18 protein-coding genes and 1 pseudogene are annotated in these 16,873 nt (G+C 73.2%); 12 read left to right on the forward strand and 7 right to left on the reverse strand.

Features of this window, described 5'->3' with window-relative positions; genetic code table 11:
* Nucleotides 1-62: 62 nt before the first annotated feature.
* The 3 genes from ACVCAH_RS24845 to ACVCAH_RS24855 are packed head-to-tail and all read left to right on the forward strand — an operon-like array spanning nucleotide 63 to nucleotide 2,332.
* On the forward strand, nucleotides 63-929 hold the full coding sequence (locus ACVCAH_RS24845) for an ABC transporter ATP-binding protein (RefSeq protein WP_447138609.1): 867 nt from the start codon (nucleotides 63-65) through the stop codon (nucleotides 927-929).
* Nucleotides 930-938: 9 nt separating this feature from the next.
* On the forward strand, nucleotides 939-1,778 hold the full coding sequence (locus ACVCAH_RS24850) for an ABC transporter permease subunit (RefSeq protein WP_447138610.1): 840 nt from the start codon (nucleotides 939-941) through the stop codon (nucleotides 1,776-1,778).
* Between the two features lie 5 nt (nucleotides 1,779-1,783).
* The gene (locus tag ACVCAH_RS24855; protein WP_447138611.1) at nucleotides 1,784-2,332 is read left to right on the forward strand and encodes a hypothetical protein; all 549 of its coding nucleotides are present in this window, start codon (nucleotides 1,784-1,786) and stop codon (nucleotides 2,330-2,332) included.
* A 433-nt stretch (nucleotides 2,333-2,765) separates the two neighbouring features.
* Here the strand turns inward: ACVCAH_RS24855 and ACVCAH_RS24860 are convergent, their stop codons facing one another.
* The 7 genes and pseudogenes from ACVCAH_RS24860 to ccsA all read right to left on the reverse strand — a co-directional run bounded on the left by ACVCAH_RS24860 (nucleotide 2,766) and on the right by ccsA (nucleotide 8,018).
* Nucleotides 2,766-3,065, reverse strand: a complete 300-nt coding sequence (locus ACVCAH_RS24860; protein ID WP_447138690.1) for a hypothetical protein — start codon at nucleotides 3,063-3,065, stop codon at nucleotides 2,766-2,768.
* A gap of 145 nt (nucleotides 3,066-3,210) precedes the next feature.
* A pseudogene (locus tag ACVCAH_RS24865) lies at nucleotides 3,211-3,285 on the reverse strand (transposase); the annotation flags it as partial.
* A gap of 214 nt (nucleotides 3,286-3,499) precedes the next feature.
* Nucleotides 3,500-4,387 carry a cytochrome c-type biogenesis protein CcmH gene (locus tag ACVCAH_RS24870; protein ID WP_447138612.1) on the reverse strand — a complete coding sequence of 296 codons (888 nt, stop codon included), beginning with the start codon at nucleotides 4,385-4,387 and terminating at the stop codon, nucleotides 3,500-3,502.
* A complete protein-coding gene (locus ACVCAH_RS24875) occupies nucleotides 4,384-4,917 on the reverse strand; it encodes a TlpA family protein disulfide reductase (protein WP_447138688.1) in 534 nt (177 codons plus the stop codon). Before ACVCAH_RS24875 ends, ACVCAH_RS24870 begins: the two co-directional genes overlap by 4 nt.
* Nucleotides 4,918-4,919: 2 nt before the next feature.
* Nucleotides 4,920-6,860 (reverse strand): heme lyase CcmF/NrfE family subunit, encoded by a 1,941-nt coding sequence (locus ACVCAH_RS24880; protein ID WP_447138613.1) that lies wholly within the window; start codon nucleotides 6,858-6,860, stop codon nucleotides 4,920-4,922.
* Nucleotides 6,850-7,257, reverse strand: coding sequence for a cytochrome c maturation protein CcmE (locus ACVCAH_RS24885; protein WP_447138614.1), 408 nt, complete (start codon nucleotides 7,255-7,257; stop codon nucleotides 6,850-6,852). Before ACVCAH_RS24885 ends, ACVCAH_RS24880 begins: the two co-directional genes overlap by 11 nt.
* The gene (ccsA, locus tag ACVCAH_RS24890; RefSeq protein WP_447138615.1) at nucleotides 7,254-8,018 is read right to left on the reverse strand and encodes a cytochrome c biogenesis protein CcsA; all 765 of its coding nucleotides are present in this window, start codon (nucleotides 8,016-8,018) and stop codon (nucleotides 7,254-7,256) included. The genes ACVCAH_RS24885 and ccsA overlap by 4 nt, the downstream gene beginning before the upstream one ends.
* Before the next feature lie 202 nt (nucleotides 8,019-8,220).
* Between ccsA and ACVCAH_RS24895 the strand changes: the two genes are divergently transcribed.
* Genes ACVCAH_RS24895 through qcrB form a run of 9 tightly spaced genes read left to right on the forward strand, consistent with a single transcriptional unit; the run spans nucleotide 8,221 to nucleotide 16,821 of the window.
* Nucleotides 8,221-9,192 (forward strand): cytochrome c oxidase subunit II, encoded by a 972-nt coding sequence (locus ACVCAH_RS24895; protein WP_447138616.1) that lies wholly within the window; start codon nucleotides 8,221-8,223, stop codon nucleotides 9,190-9,192.
* Nucleotides 9,193-9,212: 20 nt separating this feature from the next.
* Nucleotides 9,213-11,141, forward strand: a complete 1,929-nt coding sequence (ctaD, locus tag ACVCAH_RS24900; RefSeq protein ID WP_447138617.1) for a cytochrome c oxidase subunit I — start codon at nucleotides 9,213-9,215, stop codon at nucleotides 11,139-11,141.
* Complete coding sequence (locus tag ACVCAH_RS24905) at nucleotides 11,138-11,761, forward strand: cytochrome c oxidase subunit 3 (protein WP_447138618.1); 624 nt, start codon at nucleotides 11,138-11,140, stop codon at nucleotides 11,759-11,761. The genes ctaD and ACVCAH_RS24905 overlap by 4 nt, the downstream gene beginning before the upstream one ends.
* Nucleotides 11,761-12,150 (forward strand): hypothetical protein, encoded by a 390-nt coding sequence (locus tag ACVCAH_RS24910; RefSeq protein WP_447138619.1) that lies wholly within the window; start codon nucleotides 11,761-11,763, stop codon nucleotides 12,148-12,150. Before ACVCAH_RS24905 ends, ACVCAH_RS24910 begins: the two co-directional genes overlap by 1 nt.
* Nucleotides 12,147-13,037, forward strand: coding sequence for a cytochrome c oxidase assembly protein (locus ACVCAH_RS24915; RefSeq protein ID WP_447138620.1), 891 nt, complete (start codon nucleotides 12,147-12,149; stop codon nucleotides 13,035-13,037). The genes ACVCAH_RS24910 and ACVCAH_RS24915 overlap by 4 nt, the downstream gene beginning before the upstream one ends.
* Nucleotides 13,034-13,423: a c-type cytochrome gene (locus tag ACVCAH_RS24920; protein WP_447138621.1), complete on the forward strand. Its 390-nt coding sequence runs from the start codon at nucleotides 13,034-13,036 to the stop codon at nucleotides 13,421-13,423. The genes ACVCAH_RS24915 and ACVCAH_RS24920 overlap by 4 nt, the downstream gene beginning before the upstream one ends.
* Nucleotides 13,424-13,427: 4 nt before the next feature.
* Nucleotides 13,428-14,219 carry a cytochrome bc1 complex diheme cytochrome c subunit gene (gene qcrC / locus ACVCAH_RS24925; protein ID WP_447138622.1) on the forward strand — a complete coding sequence of 264 codons (792 nt, stop codon included), beginning with the start codon at nucleotides 13,428-13,430 and terminating at the stop codon, nucleotides 14,217-14,219.
* A gap of 32 nt (nucleotides 14,220-14,251) precedes the next feature.
* Entirely contained in the window at nucleotides 14,252-15,079 is an 828-nt protein-coding gene (locus ACVCAH_RS24930) for a QcrA and Rieske domain-containing protein (RefSeq protein ID WP_447138623.1), read from the forward strand.
* Entirely contained in the window at nucleotides 15,076-16,821 is a 1,746-nt protein-coding gene (qcrB, locus tag ACVCAH_RS24935) for a cytochrome bc1 complex cytochrome b subunit (RefSeq protein ID WP_447138624.1), read from the forward strand. Before ACVCAH_RS24930 ends, qcrB begins: the two co-directional genes overlap by 4 nt.
* Nucleotides 16,822-16,873 lie beyond the last annotated feature (52 nt).

Below are 16,873 nucleotides of genomic sequence, written 5' to 3' on the forward strand. Positions count from 1 at the left end.
GCGCACGCTGGTTCCACCAACGCACACGGCTGAACCGGGACTACGCCCTGGTCAGCTAGCAATTGGCGGCTGCCGTACTAGGACCGAACGGGGCTGGTAAGACGACGGCCATTCGACTGCTCACCACAGTGTTCACACCGACGAGCGGGGAGTTCTCGGTGGCCGGCGTGCCCTGGACCCGGCCGAGTGAGATTCGACGGCGGGTCGGCGTGCTGCCCGAGAGCACCGGCTATCCGGGGCACCAGACCGGGATGGAGTACCTGCGCTATCACGCCCGGCTGTTCGGCTCGTCCCGCCCGGACGCCGCGCACGCCGCCGCGCGGCTGTTGACGGAGGTGGGCCTGAACGAGCGCGCCTCGTCCCGGATCTCGACGTACAGCCGGGGCATGCGTCAGCGCCTGGGTATCGCGCGGGCGCTGGTCAACGATCCCGCTGTCGTCTTCCTCGACGAACCGACGCTCGGGCTCGACCCCGCCGGGCAGCGCCAGGTGCTGGCGATCGTCCGGGATGTCGCGGTGCGCAGAGGAGCCACCGTCATCCTCAGCACCCACACCCTTCCCGAGGTCGAGGAAGTCTGCACGAGCGTGCTGATCCTCGACAAGGGCAACGTCGTCGTCTCTGGCTCCGTCGCCGAGGTCACGCGCGCGGTAGCCGTGCAACGGTACGGACAGCTGCGCGTGCCGATCGAGCTGGTGGCCCGAGCGAGGGAGGCGCTCGCCACCGTCGCCGGGCTGAAACTGGAGGCGGCCGACGAGCGTCCCGACGTCGTCCGGATCTCGTTGGAGGCAGGAGTGACCGGTCGGCGAGACGGGGCGGATGCGGGCATGAACGCGGCCCTGCGGGCGGTGCTCAACGCCGACGTGCCGGTCGTGTCCTTCGAGGTCGAGGGCACGCGGCTCAGCGACGCCTTCCTTTCGATGACCGGGTAAGGACCTCCCATGACTGCGCAGGCAAGCGACCAGGTCCGAAGAGCCGACCGCGACGAGGCTGTCGTCGGCGAGGGCGCGGGCTGGCGAATTGTCGCCGAGCAGGAGTGCCGCGACCTGTGGGTGAGCGGGCGGGGGCCGGTGCTGGTCTTCGCCTTCAGCGTCCTGCTGAGCGTCATGACGTACCTCGCCGGAACCAACCAGGTACTCAACTTCCTCGAGCATCGAGAGGCGGTCAACCTCACCCTGCAGGTCGCGGTGGCGGTCGGCGTCCTCGTGACGCTCGTCGTGGCTGCCGACTCGATCAGCGGGGAGCGGGAGCGGGGGACCCTGGAGAGCCTGTTGCTCACGCCCGTTTCCCGCCGCGCCATCGTGACGGGCAAGCTGGTCGCCGCGCTGTCCCTCTGGCTCGCGACGTTCCTCGTGAGCGTGCCGTACCTGTGGACGCTCGGCCGCGGCGTGTCGCTCGTCGGGAAGGCGGTCCTACTGGGTCTGCTCGCCGGCACGCTGCTGGCTGTCGCGCTGGCCGCGCTCGGTCTGCTGATCAGCGCGGTGTCGAGCTCGAACAAGGTGAGCCTGGCGGTGAGCTTCTTCCTGCTTCTGGCGCTCTTCGCGCCGACCCAGGTACCCGGCGGCGCGCCGAAGGGCTGGTTCGGAGATCTCCTCGTCCGGATCAATCCCGTCGGCGCTGCGCTGCGCTACCTGACGGCTGTGCTGGTCGACGGGCACGCCTGGACCCGGGACCTGTCCTATCTCGTCTCGCCGCTTGTCACCGCCGTCCTCGCCGGCGGCGCGCTGGTCGTCGCCAGCTCCCGGATAGTCCGCCTGACCGGAGGGGTGAGCGGAGGATGAGATCGTTGTTCATGCTCGCCGGATTGCTGCTGACACTGACGGCTCCGGCCGGCCTGGCCGCCCCACCGGCTGCCGCTGCGCCAACACTGCCGGAGACGGTCGAAGTGAGCCTGGACCAGAGCCGGATCAACGCCGTCGTGGGCGATGTGCTGACCGTGCGGTCCCGAGTCGTCAACGTGGGTGCCGCGCCGACCGACCGGATGATCGCTCACCTGAACGTCGCGAGCCTGGACGGCGTGTACGTGGACCTGGAGGACTGGTCGGCGGATGTGACTCGCGAGGTGACACCGGTGGCCCCGGGCAGCGACGTGTCGCTGTCCTGGGAGTTCCACGCCGTTAACGTCGGGAGGTTCGACGTCTACCTCGTGCTGCTTCCCGGAGGCGTCGCTTCGTCCGGGACCGGTCCGCTGGTGGCAAGCCCGCCGGTGCACGTGACGGTGGCGGGACGGCGGACGCTGACCGCTGGGGGATCCCTGCCCGTCGCGGTGGCCGTTCCCGTCCTTCTCGGGCTGCTGGCGGCTGGAGCCCGGTACCGCCTTCGACGTCCGGGTTGACCGGAAGCTGTCGGCTGAGAGGGGGCCGGCAGCATCCGGACTTCTGGTTCGGTCCATGTGGACGGCGTTGCCGGGGTGGGCCCGCGGTGAGTCCGCGCGTCACTGGATTGCTGCGGAAGACCTCGTGGGCGCCGGAAGCGTCGAGATGTGGCTGCCGCGAGCGCCGCTGGTCGGGCTGCGGTCGCTGATTCCCTCGCTGAGGCTGATCGCGGAGCAGGATGCGGAGCCCGAGCCGGTAACGATCTGGGTGGAGCCAGACCCCGACAGCTACCTGTCGGCGCGGCCCGCAATCGTTGCGCCGTCGTCGGCGCCGCGGGCACCCGCACGGGCGCACTCGCGGACCCGGATCTGGCCGCGCGCACCGGTGACCGGGCCGCCGAGCGTGGCTCGGAGGCCGAGCGCCGGGCGAGTCCCGGATTCGCGAGGCCAGCCCTCACGTGCTGGAGTCTACGCCGGGGTGGGGTGCCGTGGGCGGTTCGGAACCGGCGTGCCTCCACAGCCAGGTCGGCGTCCACGCGTACCGGCCGGCCTCGCGGTAGCCCAGCGGTTCAAGCAACGCACGCAGGGCGGCGCGCTCACGGGTCGCGGCGGCCGCCGCGACGACCAGACGCCGGTCCCGCCGCAGCAGCCCGCAGCCGGAGGCGAGGATCGGAGCACTGAACTCGCCCGCGTCGACCTTCACCACAGCGATGCCCGACACCCCGGCGAGGACCTCGTCCAGCCCGGCCGCCACAATATCGCTTGCGGCGTCCGACGCGAACCGTGCCCCGGTGTTGCTGCGGACCGGCTGCCCGGGGAGGGCCGCCAGCTGTCCGGCAGCCGGCGGACGCGGCGACAGGACGGGTGGATCGCCGTTCGGTGCAGTGATCCAGGCGCCGCGCCACGGGCAAGGCGGCCCCGATCGCCTGCACCAGGCCGGCGTGGGCGTCAGAGATGACCAGGCGGACGCCGGCCGGTTGTGTCGTGGCCTCGGGATTCACCTCGCCGTTGACGGCGTGGCCGGCCGTTGTCGATTTTCTCAGGCCTCGGCCAGGCCGGCGACCCCCTCGGCTGCTGGCCCTGCTCGACGCGATCGAAGTCAACGAGCCGGGAGCGGGGTCGGCTTCGCAAACGGCCCGACGTGCTGATCGCCGATAAGGGCCAAGGGTGGGTCGACACGGGTGAGTGTCACGGGAGCAGCCGTCGGATCTCGGCGGCGGCGGGATGGTCCGGGGCGGCGGTCAGGAAGCGGCGCAGGGTTACCTCGGCCTGGGCCCGGTCGGACCGTCGCTGGGCAAGGCCGAGCACCAGGAGCGCGTCCGGCGAATCGGGGACGCGCGCCAGCACCTGCCGGGCCTCCCGTTCCGCGCCGGCCGCGTCACCGGTGCGGACCAAGGCGAACCCCAACCGCAGCCGCACCCCGTCGTCGGGGCGGGTCCGCAACGCCTGCCGGTACAGCTCCGCCGCCGCGTCGAAGCGGCTCTGCTGCTCCAGGTCCCAGGCGAGCAGCACGGCCACCGCCGCCGGGTCCGGTGGCTCGCCCCTCTCGGTCGACCCGTCGAGGCGGGTCCCGGCGGCCGCCACCGCCACGACGACGGCGACCAGACCGAGCGAGCCGGCCCGCCAGGCCAGGCGGGCCGCCCCGCCGCTCGCCGCCGGTTCCGCTGGCGTCGGCGCTGGCGCCCTCTCGGCAACGGGGCGCAGCGTCCGAACTGCGGCGTACCCGGCGCCGAGCAGCGCCAGGGCTGGCACGACCCACAGCAGCAGCCCGGAACCGCGCACCGGTGGATCGGCCAGCACCTCCTCGCCGTAGCGCTGCACGAACCAGCGCCGGATCTCGTCAGGGTCGCGGCCCCGCGCGAGCTGCTCGGCCACCACCTGCCGCATGCCGCCGGCGATCGGGGAACGCGAGTCGGCCACCGATTCGCCCTGGCAGGACGGGCAGCGCAACCCGACGGCGACCGACCGGACCGGATCCTGCCGTGGTGCGGGCTGGCCCGCACGAACCAGCCCGAGGATCGCCGCGCCCAGCAGGACGGCCAGCACGGCGCCGCCGAGGGCGTGGCGCCACCTCATCCGGCCAGCAGCGGACCGAGCCGCTGTTCCAGCCACTGCCGGGTGACCACGCCCTGGCGCCGGTCCACGATCCGCCCGTCCCGGTCCACCAGGAAGGTCTCCGGCACGCCCCGAACCCCCCAGCCGATCGCCAGCGTGCCGTCGGGATCCGGCACCACCGTCATCGTCTCCGCGCCGGCCTCGCGCAGCAGCGCCCGTACCGCGTCGGGCCCGTCGCGCAGGTTGATCCCGACCAGCCGCAACCCGGCGGGCTGCCCCTGCCGGCCGGCCTCCGCCAGCAGCGGCAGCTCGTCGCGGCAGGGCCCGCACCAGGACGCGAACACGTTCACCAGCACCGGATGCCCCCGCACCTCGGCGAGGTCGAACTGGCCCCCGTCCAGGGTCGTGCCGGTGATCGGCGGCGCGGGGTCCCCCGTCGAGGCGCCGACCGGCGCCGATCGGTCCGGCGTGTCGAGGCCGGCGGCGAGGACGGCGCCGACGGCGACGGTGACCACCAGCACCAGCGCCGGCCACAGCCGCGCGCGGAGCATGCTCACACCCGCACCTCCGGCCGCTTGACAGCCGCCGCGGGCGGGACGGCGGATCCGGGCGCAGGACGGCGCCGCACCGCCGCCGGGACCGCGAGCAGCCCACCGGCCGCGGTCAGCCCGCCACCGACCCACAGCAGAGCCACCAGCGGATTCACCGCGAGCCGTACGGTCGCACTGCCGCCGTCCGCCCCAGCGGCGATTAGCGTGACGTAGACGTCCCGGACCACTCCGGTGTGGATCTGCGGAACGGTGACCGCGGTGTCGTGGGCGGGGAAGTAGCGCAGGGCCGGCGCCAGTGTCCCCCCGCCGTCGCGCTCGAGCCGGGCGGTCACCACCATCCGATCCGTGCCGCCCGTTCGACGCACCTCCAGCAGCCGCACCTGGACACCGTCGACGCGTAGGGCCTCGCCCACCCGGATCTCCCGCTCGACGCTGCTGCCGTACGCCGACGAGCCGGCGACCCCGACGGCGACCAGCGCGATCCCGGCATGCGCCAGCAGGCCGCCGAGCCGCGCAGCCCCCAGCCGGGGGGCGGCCATCACGGTGCGGGCGGCCCGGGCGGCCTGCCCCGCCACGCCGGTGAGGACGAACGCCGCGGCCCCGAATGCGGCGAGGGCGGGCAGACCGGGACGGCCGGCCCAGCCCAGCACCGCCACGGTGGCTAGCGCGATGCCGAACGGCACGCCCAGCCGGCGCAGCCCGCCCGCCCGCCGGGCCGACACCACCGTGGGCACCACGCCCATGACCAGCAGCACCACGACGGCCAGCGGCACGGCGGTCCGCTGGTAGTAGCGGGGGCCTACGGCCGTCCGGATCCCGCCGAGCGACTCGGACAGCAGCGGGAAGATCGTGCCGACCAGCACCATCGCCGCGATGGTGAGCAGCAGGACCCCGTTGACCAGAACGGCCGCGCCCCGCGACAGCACCGGCGTGCGTGGGCGCGGGACTGCACCCGGGCCCCGCCAGCCCACCAGCACGGTCGAGACCGCGACGGCGAGCAGGACGAAGCCCAGCAGCATCGGACCGAGCGGCGACTCGGTGAACGCGTGCACGCTGGCCACCGCGCCGGAGCGGGTGAGGAACGTGCCGAGCAGCACCAGCAGGAAGCTCGCGCAGGCCAGCACAACGTTCCAAGCCAAACGCGCCCGCGCACCGCCGAGCGCCGTGTGCAGCAGCGCGGTGGCGGTCAGCCAGGGCAATAGGGATGCGTTCTCCACAGGATCCCAGGCCCAGTATCCGCCCCAGCCCAGCACCGCGTAGGACCACCAGGCGCCGAGTCCGATCCCGGCGGTGAGCGCCGACCAGGCGACCAGGGTCCAGGGCCGGGCGGCGCGCAGCCAGCGGTGCCCGTCCCGGCCGGCGAGCAACCCGGCGAGCGCGAACGCGAACGGCACGACCAGGCCGATGTAGCCCAGGTAGAGCAGGGGCGGGTGCACTCCCATCGCGGGGTGCTGCTGCAGCAGCGGATTGGGTCCGGGACCGTCGAGCGGCACCGGCCGCACCTCCCGGAACGGGTTCGCCGCGAAGTAGACCAGCGCGAAGAAGAACATGCCGACCGCGCTGACCACGAGCATGGCGTACGCGTGCAGCCGGGCCGGGTGCCGCGACGCCCGGTGTGCCAGCAGCGCGGCGATCGCGCAGTGGATGATCAGCCACAGCAGCAGCGAGCCGTCCAGCGCCGACCAGAGGCTGGTGACGGTGTAGTAGACCGGCACGTCCCGCCCACCGTTCTCGGCCACGAACCGGACGCTGAAGTCGTGGCGCAGCAGGGCGTACTCCAGCACGGCGCCACTGAGGACGGCGGCCAGGAAACTGGCGGTAGTCGCGGCGCGCGCCGCCCTGACCGGCCCGCCGGACAGCCCGGCGCGCAGCCAGAGCAGGGCGGCGAGGGTGGCCGTGACCAGACCGGCCGCGAGGCTCGCGGTGCCGAACTCACCGGCCATCCGCCGGCCCTCCCGAAACTGTCGGAGGCCGGTACTCGTTGCCGTGCCGGACGACGACCTGATCCGCGTCGAACACGCCGTCGGCGGAGAAGCGGCCCTCGACGACCGCCTCCTCGCCCTCCCGGAAGGTCTCCGGCGGCACGCCGCGCTGCCGCACGGCGATCTCGTGGCCGTCCCGGTTGAGCCGGAACTCCGTCCGTCCGTCGGCGCGGCGCAGCGAACCGGGCACCACCTGGCCGCCCACCCGCAGCCGGTCCTCGCGCGCGTCCGGATCCCGGGACAGCTCCGCGGGGGTGCGGTAGTAGGTGAGGGTGCCCTGCAGGGCACCGCCCGCCAGCAGACCACCGGCGGCCAGCACGACCAGGCCGACGGCGATCCTGCCGACGCGGCCGGTCATCCCGATCGGACCGGCGTCCGGACCGTGGTGGCCCGCTGCGGCACCGCGGGGGCGAACCGACGTTCCAGGGCCGCCAGCCGGCGCAGCAGGACGTAGAGGGCGGTGGCCGTCGCGGCGGCGACCGCGAGCAGCAGAGCCGCGCCCATCCGGGGGTCGATCGGGGGGCGCTGCGGGGCGAGCACCGTCGCCTGCTGGTGCAGCGAGCGCCACCAGACGACCGAGAAGTGCACCACCGGCACCAGCAGGAACCCGGCCACGCCGACGACGGCCACCGGGCGGGCGACCCGATGGCCGGCGCCGTCCGCCGCGCCGTGCCGCTCGGTGAGCAGGCGGCGCAGCGCCAGGTAGCCGGCGTACACCAGCAGCAGCAGGGCGGTGCTCACCAGCCGCGGATCCCAGGCCCACCAGGTGCCCCACACCAGGTGGCCCCAGACGGCGCCGGAAGCGATCGCGGCAGCGGTCAGCACGACCCCGATCTCGGCCGCCGACCGGGCCAACCGGTCGAACCGCAGGTCCCGGTTGAGCAGGTAGGCGCCGCTGGCGAGCAGGACGACCGCGAAGGCGGCATACGCCACCCAGGCGGCCGGGACGTGCAGATACATCAGCCGCTGCGCTTGCCCCTGGAGCTGGTCCGCAGGTGCCACCAACCCGCCGGTCACGGTCGCCGCGGCGGCCAACCCGCCGGCAACCCAGGCCAGGGTGCGGCGGCCGGCGGCGGCCCGGGGGGCGTCCGCGGCGAGATCGAAGGCCGGCTGGTGCATGATCTCCCTGTCCGCGCCCGGCCGGGGGCGCTCCCGATGGGTATCGCTCGAACGGGACGCTAGCGGCTCAAAGAAGGCAACAGGTGGCTTTCGCCATAAACGCGGGCGAAAGCGGTTAATGCCATTACCGTCCACGGCGGTGGACAGGTCAGCGGCGTGGACTGCCGGTGGGACCGCACGGCGGTCGTACCGTCGGATCATCGTGTCGCTCGGCACACTGGCGCTGTTGGCCCTGACCGCCTGTGCGTCGGACGCGCCGTCGACGCTCGACAGCGCGGGGACGGGCGCCCAGCGCATCGAGCGGACCTGGTGGCTGCTGTTCTGGATCTCCCTGGCGGTCTTCGCCGAGGTGATGGCGCTGCTGGCCTGGGCGCTGCTGTTCCGCCGCGCACCGACGACCCGGGTCCGGCACGGCCAGCCGCTGCGGTTCGTCGCCGTCGCCGGCGCCGGCGTTCCGCTGCTGATCCTGGTCGCGGTCTACGGCATCGGGCTGAGGGACCTGGCGGCGCTCGGCGCCGGCCCGGGGCCGCAGGCGCCGACCATCGAGGTCACCGGCCACAAGTGGTGGTGGGAAGTGCGGGTACCGGGGGTCGCCGGGGCGACCGCCAACGAACTTCACATCCCGGTAGGGGAGCGGGTCCGGGTGCGGCTGCGGACCGCGGACGTGCTGCACAGCTTCTGGGTGCCGCAGCTGATGCCCAAGACCGACCTGATCGCCGGCGAGGTCCGCGAGACGTGGCTGCAGGCCGAACGGGCGGGCACCTACCGCGGCCAGTGCGCCGAGTACTGCGGCACCCAGCACGCGCACATGGCGTTCCTGGTGGTGGCCGAGCCCCGCCCCCAGTTCGACGCCTGGCTGGCCCGACTCGGCTCGCCGGCCCGGCAGCCGCAGACCGACGCCGAACAGCGCGGGCGGCAGGCGTTCGTCCAGGGCACCTGCGCCGGCTGCCACGCCATCCGCGGCAGCGGGGCGGACGGCCGGACCGGGCCCGACCTGTCCGATGTCGGCTCCCGCTGGAGCCTCGGCGCCGGTGCGGTGCCGAACGACGGTGGCCACCTCGGCGGCTGGATCGCCAACCCGCAGACCGTCAAACCCGGCAGCTACATGCCGCCCCAGCCGATCGACGCCGCGCGGCTGCCGGACCTCATCGCATACCTGCAGTCGCTGAAGTAACCATCCGGGGAGGTGAGGACATGTCGACAGCCACCGCACCGCCGACCGGCGCCAGCCGCGAGGACCTGGCGCGGCTGGAACAGCACTGGGGCGAACGGCCGTCCCTGGTCGCCTGGTTCGGCACCGTCGACCACAAGAAAATCGGGCGGCGCTACCTGGTCACCGCCGGGCTGTTCTTCGCCCTCGCCGGCATCAGCGCGCTGGCGATGCGCACCCAACTGGCCCGCCCCGAGTCCACCCTGCTCTCCCCGGACGAGTACAACCAGCTGTTCACCATGCACGGCACGGCGATGATCTTCCTGTTCGCCACCCCGATGCTCTTCGGCTTCGGCAACTACCTGGTCCCGCTCATGATCGGTTCCCGGGACATGGCGTTCCCGAAGCTGAACGCGCTGGGCTACTGGATCTTCCTGTTCTCCGGGTTGTTCATGTGGGCCAGCCTGCCGTTCGGCGCGGCCCCGAACGCCGGCTGGTTCGCGTACGTGCCGTTGGCCGATGAGCAGAGCCTGCCCGGGTTGAACATCGACGTCTACACCCTCGGGCTGCTGTTCCTCGGCATCGCCACCACCGCCGGCTCGATCAACTTCATCGTCACCGCCCTCAAGCTGCGCGCCCCCGGCATGTCGCTCAACCGGGTGCCGCTGTTCGTCTGGGCGATCGTCGCCACCGCGCTCATGGTGATCTTCGCGTTGCCCGCGCTGAACCTGGACAACGCGATGCTGTTCCTCGACCGCCGGTTCGGCACCCACTTCTTCGACCCGGAGGCCGGCGGAAACGTGCTGCTCTGGCAACACCTGTTCTGGATCTTCGGCCACCCGGACGTCTACATCATCGTGATGCCGGCACTGGGCATCGTCTCGGCGGTGCTGCCCGCCTTCACCCGCCGGGCCGTGGTCGGCTACCCGCTGATCGTGCTCTCCATCGTGTCCATCGCGATCATCTCCTTCGGCGTCTGGGTGCACCACATGTTCGCCACCGGGCTGCCGCGGCTGTCCTACAGCTTCTTCAGCGCGGCCAGCACGATCATCACCATCCCGTCGGGCATCCAGATCTTCGCCTGGCTGGCCACCATGCTGCTCGGCCGGCTGGTCCTCCGGGTGCCGATGCTGTTCCTGATCGGATTCCTGGTGACCTTCGTGGTCGGCGGATTCACCGGCACCATGTTCGCGATCACCGCCTTCGACCAGCAGATCACCGACTCGTACTTCGTCGTGGCGCACTTCCACTACGTGCTCGTCGGCGGCGCGCTCTTCCCGATCCTCGCCGGCATCTACTACTGGCTGCCGAAGATCACCGGCAGGATGTACCACGAGCGGCTCGGCCGGTGGGCCTTCTGGCTGGTGTTCACCGGCATGCAGGCCACGTTCTTCCCGATGCACCTCTACGGCCTGTGGGGCATGCCCCGACGCGTCTACACCTATCCCGCGGAGCTGGGCTGGGAGGCGTGGAACCTGGTCAGCACCGCCGGGGCGTACCTCCTCGCGGTCGGGCTGCTGCTCGTGCTGATCGGGGTCGGGCACGCGATCCGGCGCGGCCGACCCGCCCCGCCCGACCCGTGGGGCGGGGACACCCTGGAATGGGCGACCGACTCACCACCGCGGCCGTACAACTTCCCGGTGCTGCCGCGCGTGCGCAGCCTGCACCCCGTGTGGGACGCCCGGAGCATGGAGTCGATGGGCGCGGGTGCCACCGGCGACCGGATCCTCGCCGACGGCCGTACGACGCTGATCACCAGCGAACTGGACGGCCAGCGCGAACGCGCGGTCCAGATGCCCGAGGCCTCCCTGCAACCGCTCCTGGTCGCCGTGGAGCTGCTCGTCTTCTTCACCGCGATGCTCTTCGCCTGGTACCCGGTCGCCGCCGCGGCCGCGCTGGCCGTCGCCGCGACGCTGGCCGGCTGGCTCTGGCCGCCGCGCCCGCCGAAGGCGGAGCTGGGGGTGGCCGGATGAGCGCCCGAGGCGGCATCGCGGCGGCCACCGGCACCGAGGCGCTGACCACGGAACTGCCGGTCGGCCGCTCCACCGGCTGGTGGGGCATGGTCATGTTCGTCGCCACCGAGGCGACCCTGTTCGCCTACCTGCTCGGCAGCTACTTCTACCTGCGCTTCCAGTACGGCTCGCCGTGGCCCCCCGACGGAATCGCCGAGCCGACGCTGCTGCGCCCGCTGGTGATGACCGCGGTGCTGCTGCCCAGCAGCCTGCCCCTGATCTGGGCGGAACGTGGCATCCGCGCCGGGCGGCGCTGGCGGCTGAACAGCGGCCTCGCCGCCACCCTGCTCCTCGGGCTGACATTCCTGGCCCTGCAGGCCACCGAGTACGCCGAACTGCTGCGTGAGTTCACCATGACCACCAACGTCTACGGCTCGCTGTTCTACGTCATCACCGGCTTCCACGGCCTGCACGTGCTGGTCGGGCTGACCATGCTGAGCTGGCTGCTCGCCGCCTCACTGCGCGGCAGCTTCGGGGCCCACCGCCACGACCGGGTCCGCAACACGGCCATCTACTGGCACTTCGTCGACGCGGTGTGGGCCGCCATCCTGTTCACGATCTACCTGTCGCCGCGGCTGTGATGAGCGTCCAACCCGGTCAGCACGCCCGCCTCGCCGGCGGGCTGCTGCTCTGGTACGGGGTCCTCGGCGGCGCGCTCGCCTGGGCCGTGCACCTCTTCGTCGCCTGGGGCGTCGAGGAACTCACGTGTGCCACCGGCTCCACACGCGTCGGCGCCGTGCCGCTGCGCCTGGTCATCACCCTGGCGGTGGTCCTACCGGCGTTGGCCACCGTGGGATCGCTGCTCGCCGCCGGGCTGGCCTGGCGGCGCACCCGCCATGACGGCGAGGACCGGTCTGTCTCCCGCACCAGGATGCTCGCCGTCGTGGGGATCTGGTTGAACCTGCTCTTCCTGACCATCATCGTCCTGGGCGGGGCGGCCCTGCTGGTGCTGGCGCCATGCCAGGGATGACCGCGACCGGCAGCGTGCCGCAGGACGCGTCCGTCGTGGCCGGGCTGCTCGACATCCTGCTCGTGCTGACGCTGGCCCTGCTGGCCGCCGGTTACGGCCGCGGCGTGCACGAGCTCTGGGCGCGCCGCGGCGCGGGACGCGTCCTGCCGGGCTGGCGGGTGGCCACCTTCGGCCTCGGCGTGCTGGTCGCGCTTGCCGCGCAGGGCCCTCCGCTGACCGACCTGGCCGGGCGGTCCTTCACCGGGCACATGACCCAGCACATGGTCCTGCTGCTGGTCGCCGGGCCGCTGCTCGCCGCCGGCGCCGCCGGGCTGCCGCTGACCCTCGCCTGCCCGCTGCCGCTACGGCGACGACTGGCCCGGCTCCGGGCCACCCCCGCCGCCCGGTGGCTGCGCCGACCGATGATCACGGCGGCGCTGGCCGGCGGGGTGCAGACGCTGGTGCTGTGGGTCTGGCACCTGCCCGCGCCCTACGTCGCCGCCCTGCAGCAGCCGCTCGTGCACGCCGTCGAGCATCTTTGCTTCGTCACCGCGGCCTGGCTGCTGTGGGCGCCGGTGCTCGGCGCGCCGCAGCACCGCCTGCCCGCCCCGATCGCGGTGCTGCTCCTGCTCGCCACGATGCTGCCGGCCTCGGCGCTGGGCGCGGTGCTCACGTTCGCGCCGCGACCGGTGTACCCGGCCGAGGCGCTCGGCCCCAACCCGCTCACCGATCAACAGGTGGCGGGCCTGCTGATGTGGGCGCCGATGGACGTGGCCGCGCTGGTCGCGACGTTGACCATCTTTCTGCGCTGGCTGCTGCGCCTGCACCGGAAGAGCCCGGACCGGGTGACCCCGCCGGAGCCGGGCGGCGCGGTCGTCACCGCACATACCGGGTCGGGGGCGCGATGACGCGACGGATCCGATCGTTGTGGCCGGTCCTGCTGGTGCTGCCGGTCGTGCTCGTCGCGCCCGGCTGCGCCAGCACCGACCCGCCCCCACCGCCGGAGGTCCGCGTCGGCTTCCCCGAGCGCGGCGCACAGCTCATCGTCGAGCACGGCTGCGGCTCCTGCCACGTCATCCCGGGCATCGACCGGGCGAACGGGCTGGTCGGCCCGCCCCTGACCCGCTTCGGCGCCCGCTCCTACATCGCCGGCGCGTTGCCCAACAACGCCGACAACCTGCGGCGCTGGATCGCCGACCCGCAGGCGGTCGAGCCCGGCACCGCCATGCCGGACCTGGGCATCGACCCGATCGACGCCCAGGACATCGCCGCCTACCTGTACACACTGGACTGAGGCCGTGGACCAGCGAGCATCGATCACCGCCAGACCGGGCCGCAGAGCGCGGCTGCACCCCCGGCGGGCCCTCGCCGTCGGTGCGGTGCTGGCGCTCGCCGCCGGACCCGCCGTCGCGGCGCAGCCCGACCCCCTACCGGCCACGTCCGCACCGGCCCCGGCGGACCGCGGCCCCGAGCTCTACCGGCAGCACTGCGCCAGTTGCCACGGCCCCCAGGGCCAGGGTGCCCAGCGGGGGCCCTCCCTGATCGGTGTCGGGCCCGCCTCGGTCCATTTCCAGGTCTCCACCGGCCGGATGCCGCTTTCGTCCGAGCGGCAGCAGCCCCGACGTGCCGAGCCGGTGTTCTCGGCCGGCGACATCGCGGCGCTGGTCGGCCACGTCGGTACCTTCGGCGGCGGCCCGCAGATCCCGCAGCTCGCACCCGGCAGCGTCACCAACGGCCGGGAGATCTTCGCCGCCACCTGCGCGCCCTGCCACGGCGCGACCGGTGCGGGCGCGTACCTGACCGAGGGATCGATCGCCCCACCCCTGTACGAAGCGAGCGCGGTGCAGGTGGCCGAGGCGGTGCGGGTCGGCCCCGGGCTGATGCCGGTCTTTCCCAGCCAGGTCCTCAGCGACCAGCAGGTCAACGACGTGGTCACCTACGTGCGGAGGTTGCAGAGCGACCGGCTGGACCGGGGCGGGAACCCGTTAGGTCGGTTGGGCCCGCTAGCTGAGGGACTCGTGGCCTGGATCGTCGTGCTGGGGCTGCTCGTCGCGGCAGCGCGCTGGCTGGGCAGGAGGGCTGCCGAGTGAGCGAAAGCGGCGCACCGACGCCCGATCGGGGCGTGACCCGCCGCATCGTCGCGGCCTTCCTGGTCAGCGCCGCCGGAGCGGTCGGCTTCGCGGTGACCTACGTCCTCGGCGGCCAGGCGCAGTGGGAGGGCGCCTCGCTCGCGGTGGCCTTCGCCGGTCTGGCCGTGGGTCTCGCGGTGTGGGGGCGGCGGCTCGTGCCGTCCGGCGGCTACGTCGAGGAGCACGCCGGGTTCACCCCACCGCCGCGCGAGCAAACGCTGACGACGGCGGCGCTCAGGGCCGAGGACAGCCCGCTGCGCCGCCGTGGCCTGCTCGCCGCGCTCGGGCTGGCGCTGACCGCCCTCAGCGCCGCGGCGCTCTTCCCGCTGCGCTCCCTGCTGCCGTTCGACCGCGCCCGCCCGGTGGCGGCACGGAAGGACACGCCCTGGGGGCCGGGTGTGCGGCTGGTGAACGGCGAGGGGCGACCGTTGCGCCCCGAGGACGTGCCGGCGGACACGATGGTCGCGGTCTTCCCTGAAGGCGACGTCGACACCGGTGACGGGCCCGCCTTCGCGGTCCGCCTCGACCCGCGACGCTTCACCCGGCCACCGGCCGGCGGTCACCTCGACGGCCTGGCCGTCTACTCGTTGCTGTGCACGCACGCCGGCTGCCCGGTCCGCCTCTACCTGGCTGGTACCGGGCAACTGCTCTGCCCCTGCCACCAGTCCTCGTTCGACCTCCTCGCCGCGGCCCGTCCGGTGACCGGCCCGGCCGCCCGGGCGCTGCCCGGGTTGCCGATCGAGGTCGGTCCGGACGGCCACCTGCGCGCCACCGGCGACTTCACCGCCCCACCCGGCGCCGGCTTCTGGAGCCGGCCGTGATCGTCGACCGGTTCGCCCGCGCCCTCGACGACCGGCTGCGGCTGTCTCCCGTCGCCCGCAGGTCCCTGGCCAAGGTGTTCCCCGACCACTGGTCGTTCATGCTGGGCGAGATCGCGCTCTACTCGTTCGTCGCGTTGATCCTCACCGGCATCTACCTGACGTTCTTCTTCGATCCCAGCGTCGCCGACCGGGTCTACCAGGGCAGCTACGCGCCGCTGGACGGCACCACCACCTCCGCCGCGTACGCCTCGACCGTGCGGTTGAGCTGGGACGTGCGCGCCGGGTTGCTGATCCGGCAGACACACCACTGGGCGGCGCTGGTCTTCGTCGCCGCGATCGTGGTGCACCTGATCCGGATCTTCTTCACCGGGGCGTACCGCAAACCGCGCGAGATCAACTGGCTGATCGGCGTCACCATGCTGGCCCTGGCCCTGTTCAACGGCTTCACCGGCTACTCGTTGCCGGACGATCTGCTCTCCGGTATGGGGCTGCGGATCCTCGTCTCGGTGACGGAGTCCGTCCCACTGGTCGGGCCGTGGCTGGCGTTCCTGGCTCTCGGTGGCGAGTTTCCCTCCGACGAGATGATCCCGCGGATGTTCGTCAGCCACGTGCTGCTGGTCCCGGCGGTCCTCGTCGCGCTGGTCTCGACCCACCTGGCGATCATCGTGCGGCAGACGCACAGCCAGTTCCCGGGCCCGGGACGGACCGAACACAACGTCGTCGGCTCCCGGCTCTGGCCCAGCTACGCCCTGCGCTCGTTGGCCCTGTTCGCCTGGGTGCTCGCCGTGCTGTTCGCCCTCGGCGGGCTGGTGCAGATCAACCCGGTGTGGATCTACGGACCGTTCGAACCGGCCGAGGCCACGTCCCCCGCCCAACCCGACTGGTACGTCGGCTGGGGCGACGGGGCGCTGCGCCTCTTCCCGCCGTGGGAGATCCGAATCGCCGGGTACCTCGTGCCCGCCCCGTTCGTCCCGGGGGTGGTGCTGGGCGGGCTGACCTTCCTCGCCCTGTACGCCTGGCCGTTCGCCGAGCGGCTGCGCACGAAGGACCGGCGGCCGCACCAACTGCTCGACCGCCCCCGCGACCACCCCGCCCGCACCGGTATCGGCGTAGCCGCCATCAGCTTCTACGGGGTGCTGACCGTCGCCGCGGGCGACGACATCATCGCCCGGCTGGTGAATGTGCCGACCCATGGCGTGCGCTCGCTGCTGCGGGTGCTGGTCCTGCTGCTGCCGGTGGCGGCCGGCCTCCTCGCGTACCTGGTGGCGCGGGCCCTGAACCGCGGCGACGCCGCCGGGATCGGCGACCTCACCCGCGCCGACCTGCGGCGGGCCGTCGGTGGGCCCCGCCGCGGCGGCGACGCGGCGCGGGCGGACCAGCCGCCCGGGTCCGCCGCGCAGGCGACCCTGCCGGGCGAGCGGATCGAGCTGTGGTCCGAGGGCGACCTGTGGCGCTGGCGCTACCGCGACGACGCCCGGGACGTCACCATCCGCGGCAACCGGTCGGGGCAGTCGGAGCAGGAAGTCGACCGGGCGGCCCGCTTGGCGTTCCCGGCGGTGGACCGCGTCGTCGTCCCCGGGCCCCCGCCGCCCGCTCCCGGCCTCCGGTCCGTGCTGCGCCGCTGGGGCGACGCCGCGCTCGGGGTGTCCCTGCTAGTGACGGCCCTGGCCCAACGGCGGCGGGAACGCGGTCCGGATCGTCCCGGCGACCGGCCGGACGGGCGGTCGGGGCCGTCGGACTGACCGGTACGACGATGACGGAACTGTCGAGCGCCGACCGGCGAATGCAACGCGC

It is taken from the genome of Micromonospora sp. LZ34 (assembly GCF_052981855.1).

Excerpts from the sequence above, each read along its gene's own strand:
- ACVCAH_RS24905 (WP_447138618.1), top strand. The coding sequence starts at position 11,138 with ATGAGCGCCCGAGGCGGCATCGCGGCGGCCACCGGCACCGAGGCGCTG.
- ctaD (WP_447138617.1), top strand. The coding sequence starts at position 9,213 with ATGTCGACAGCCACCGCACCGCCGACCGGCGCCAGCCGCGAGGACCTG.
- ACVCAH_RS24885 (WP_447138614.1), bottom strand. The coding sequence starts at position 7,257 with ATGACCGGCCGCGTCGGCAGGATCGCCGTCGGCCTGGTCGTGCTGGCC.
- ACVCAH_RS24870 (WP_447138612.1), bottom strand. The coding sequence starts at position 4,387 with ATGAGGTGGCGCCACGCCCTCGGCGGCGCCGTGCTGGCCGTCCTGCTG.
- ACVCAH_RS24910 (WP_447138619.1), top strand. The coding sequence starts at position 11,761 with ATGAGCGTCCAACCCGGTCAGCACGCCCGCCTCGCCGGCGGGCTGCTG.
- ACVCAH_RS24920 (WP_447138621.1), top strand. The coding sequence starts at position 13,034 with ATGACGCGACGGATCCGATCGTTGTGGCCGGTCCTGCTGGTGCTGCCG.
- ACVCAH_RS24850 (WP_447138610.1), top strand. The coding sequence starts at position 939 with ATGACTGCGCAGGCAAGCGACCAGGTCCGAAGAGCCGACCGCGACGAG.
- ACVCAH_RS24875 (WP_447138688.1), bottom strand. The coding sequence starts at position 4,917 with ATGCTCCGCGCGCGGCTGTGGCCGGCGCTGGTGCTGGTGGTCACCGTC.
- ACVCAH_RS24915 (WP_447138620.1), top strand. The coding sequence starts at position 12,147 with ATGACCGCGACCGGCAGCGTGCCGCAGGACGCGTCCGTCGTGGCCGGG.
- ACVCAH_RS24880 (WP_447138613.1), bottom strand. The coding sequence starts at position 6,860 with ATGGCCGGTGAGTTCGGCACCGCGAGCCTCGCGGCCGGTCTGGTCACG.
- ccsA (WP_447138615.1), bottom strand. The coding sequence starts at position 8,018 with ATGCACCAGCCGGCCTTCGATCTCGCCGCGGACGCCCCCCGGGCCGCC.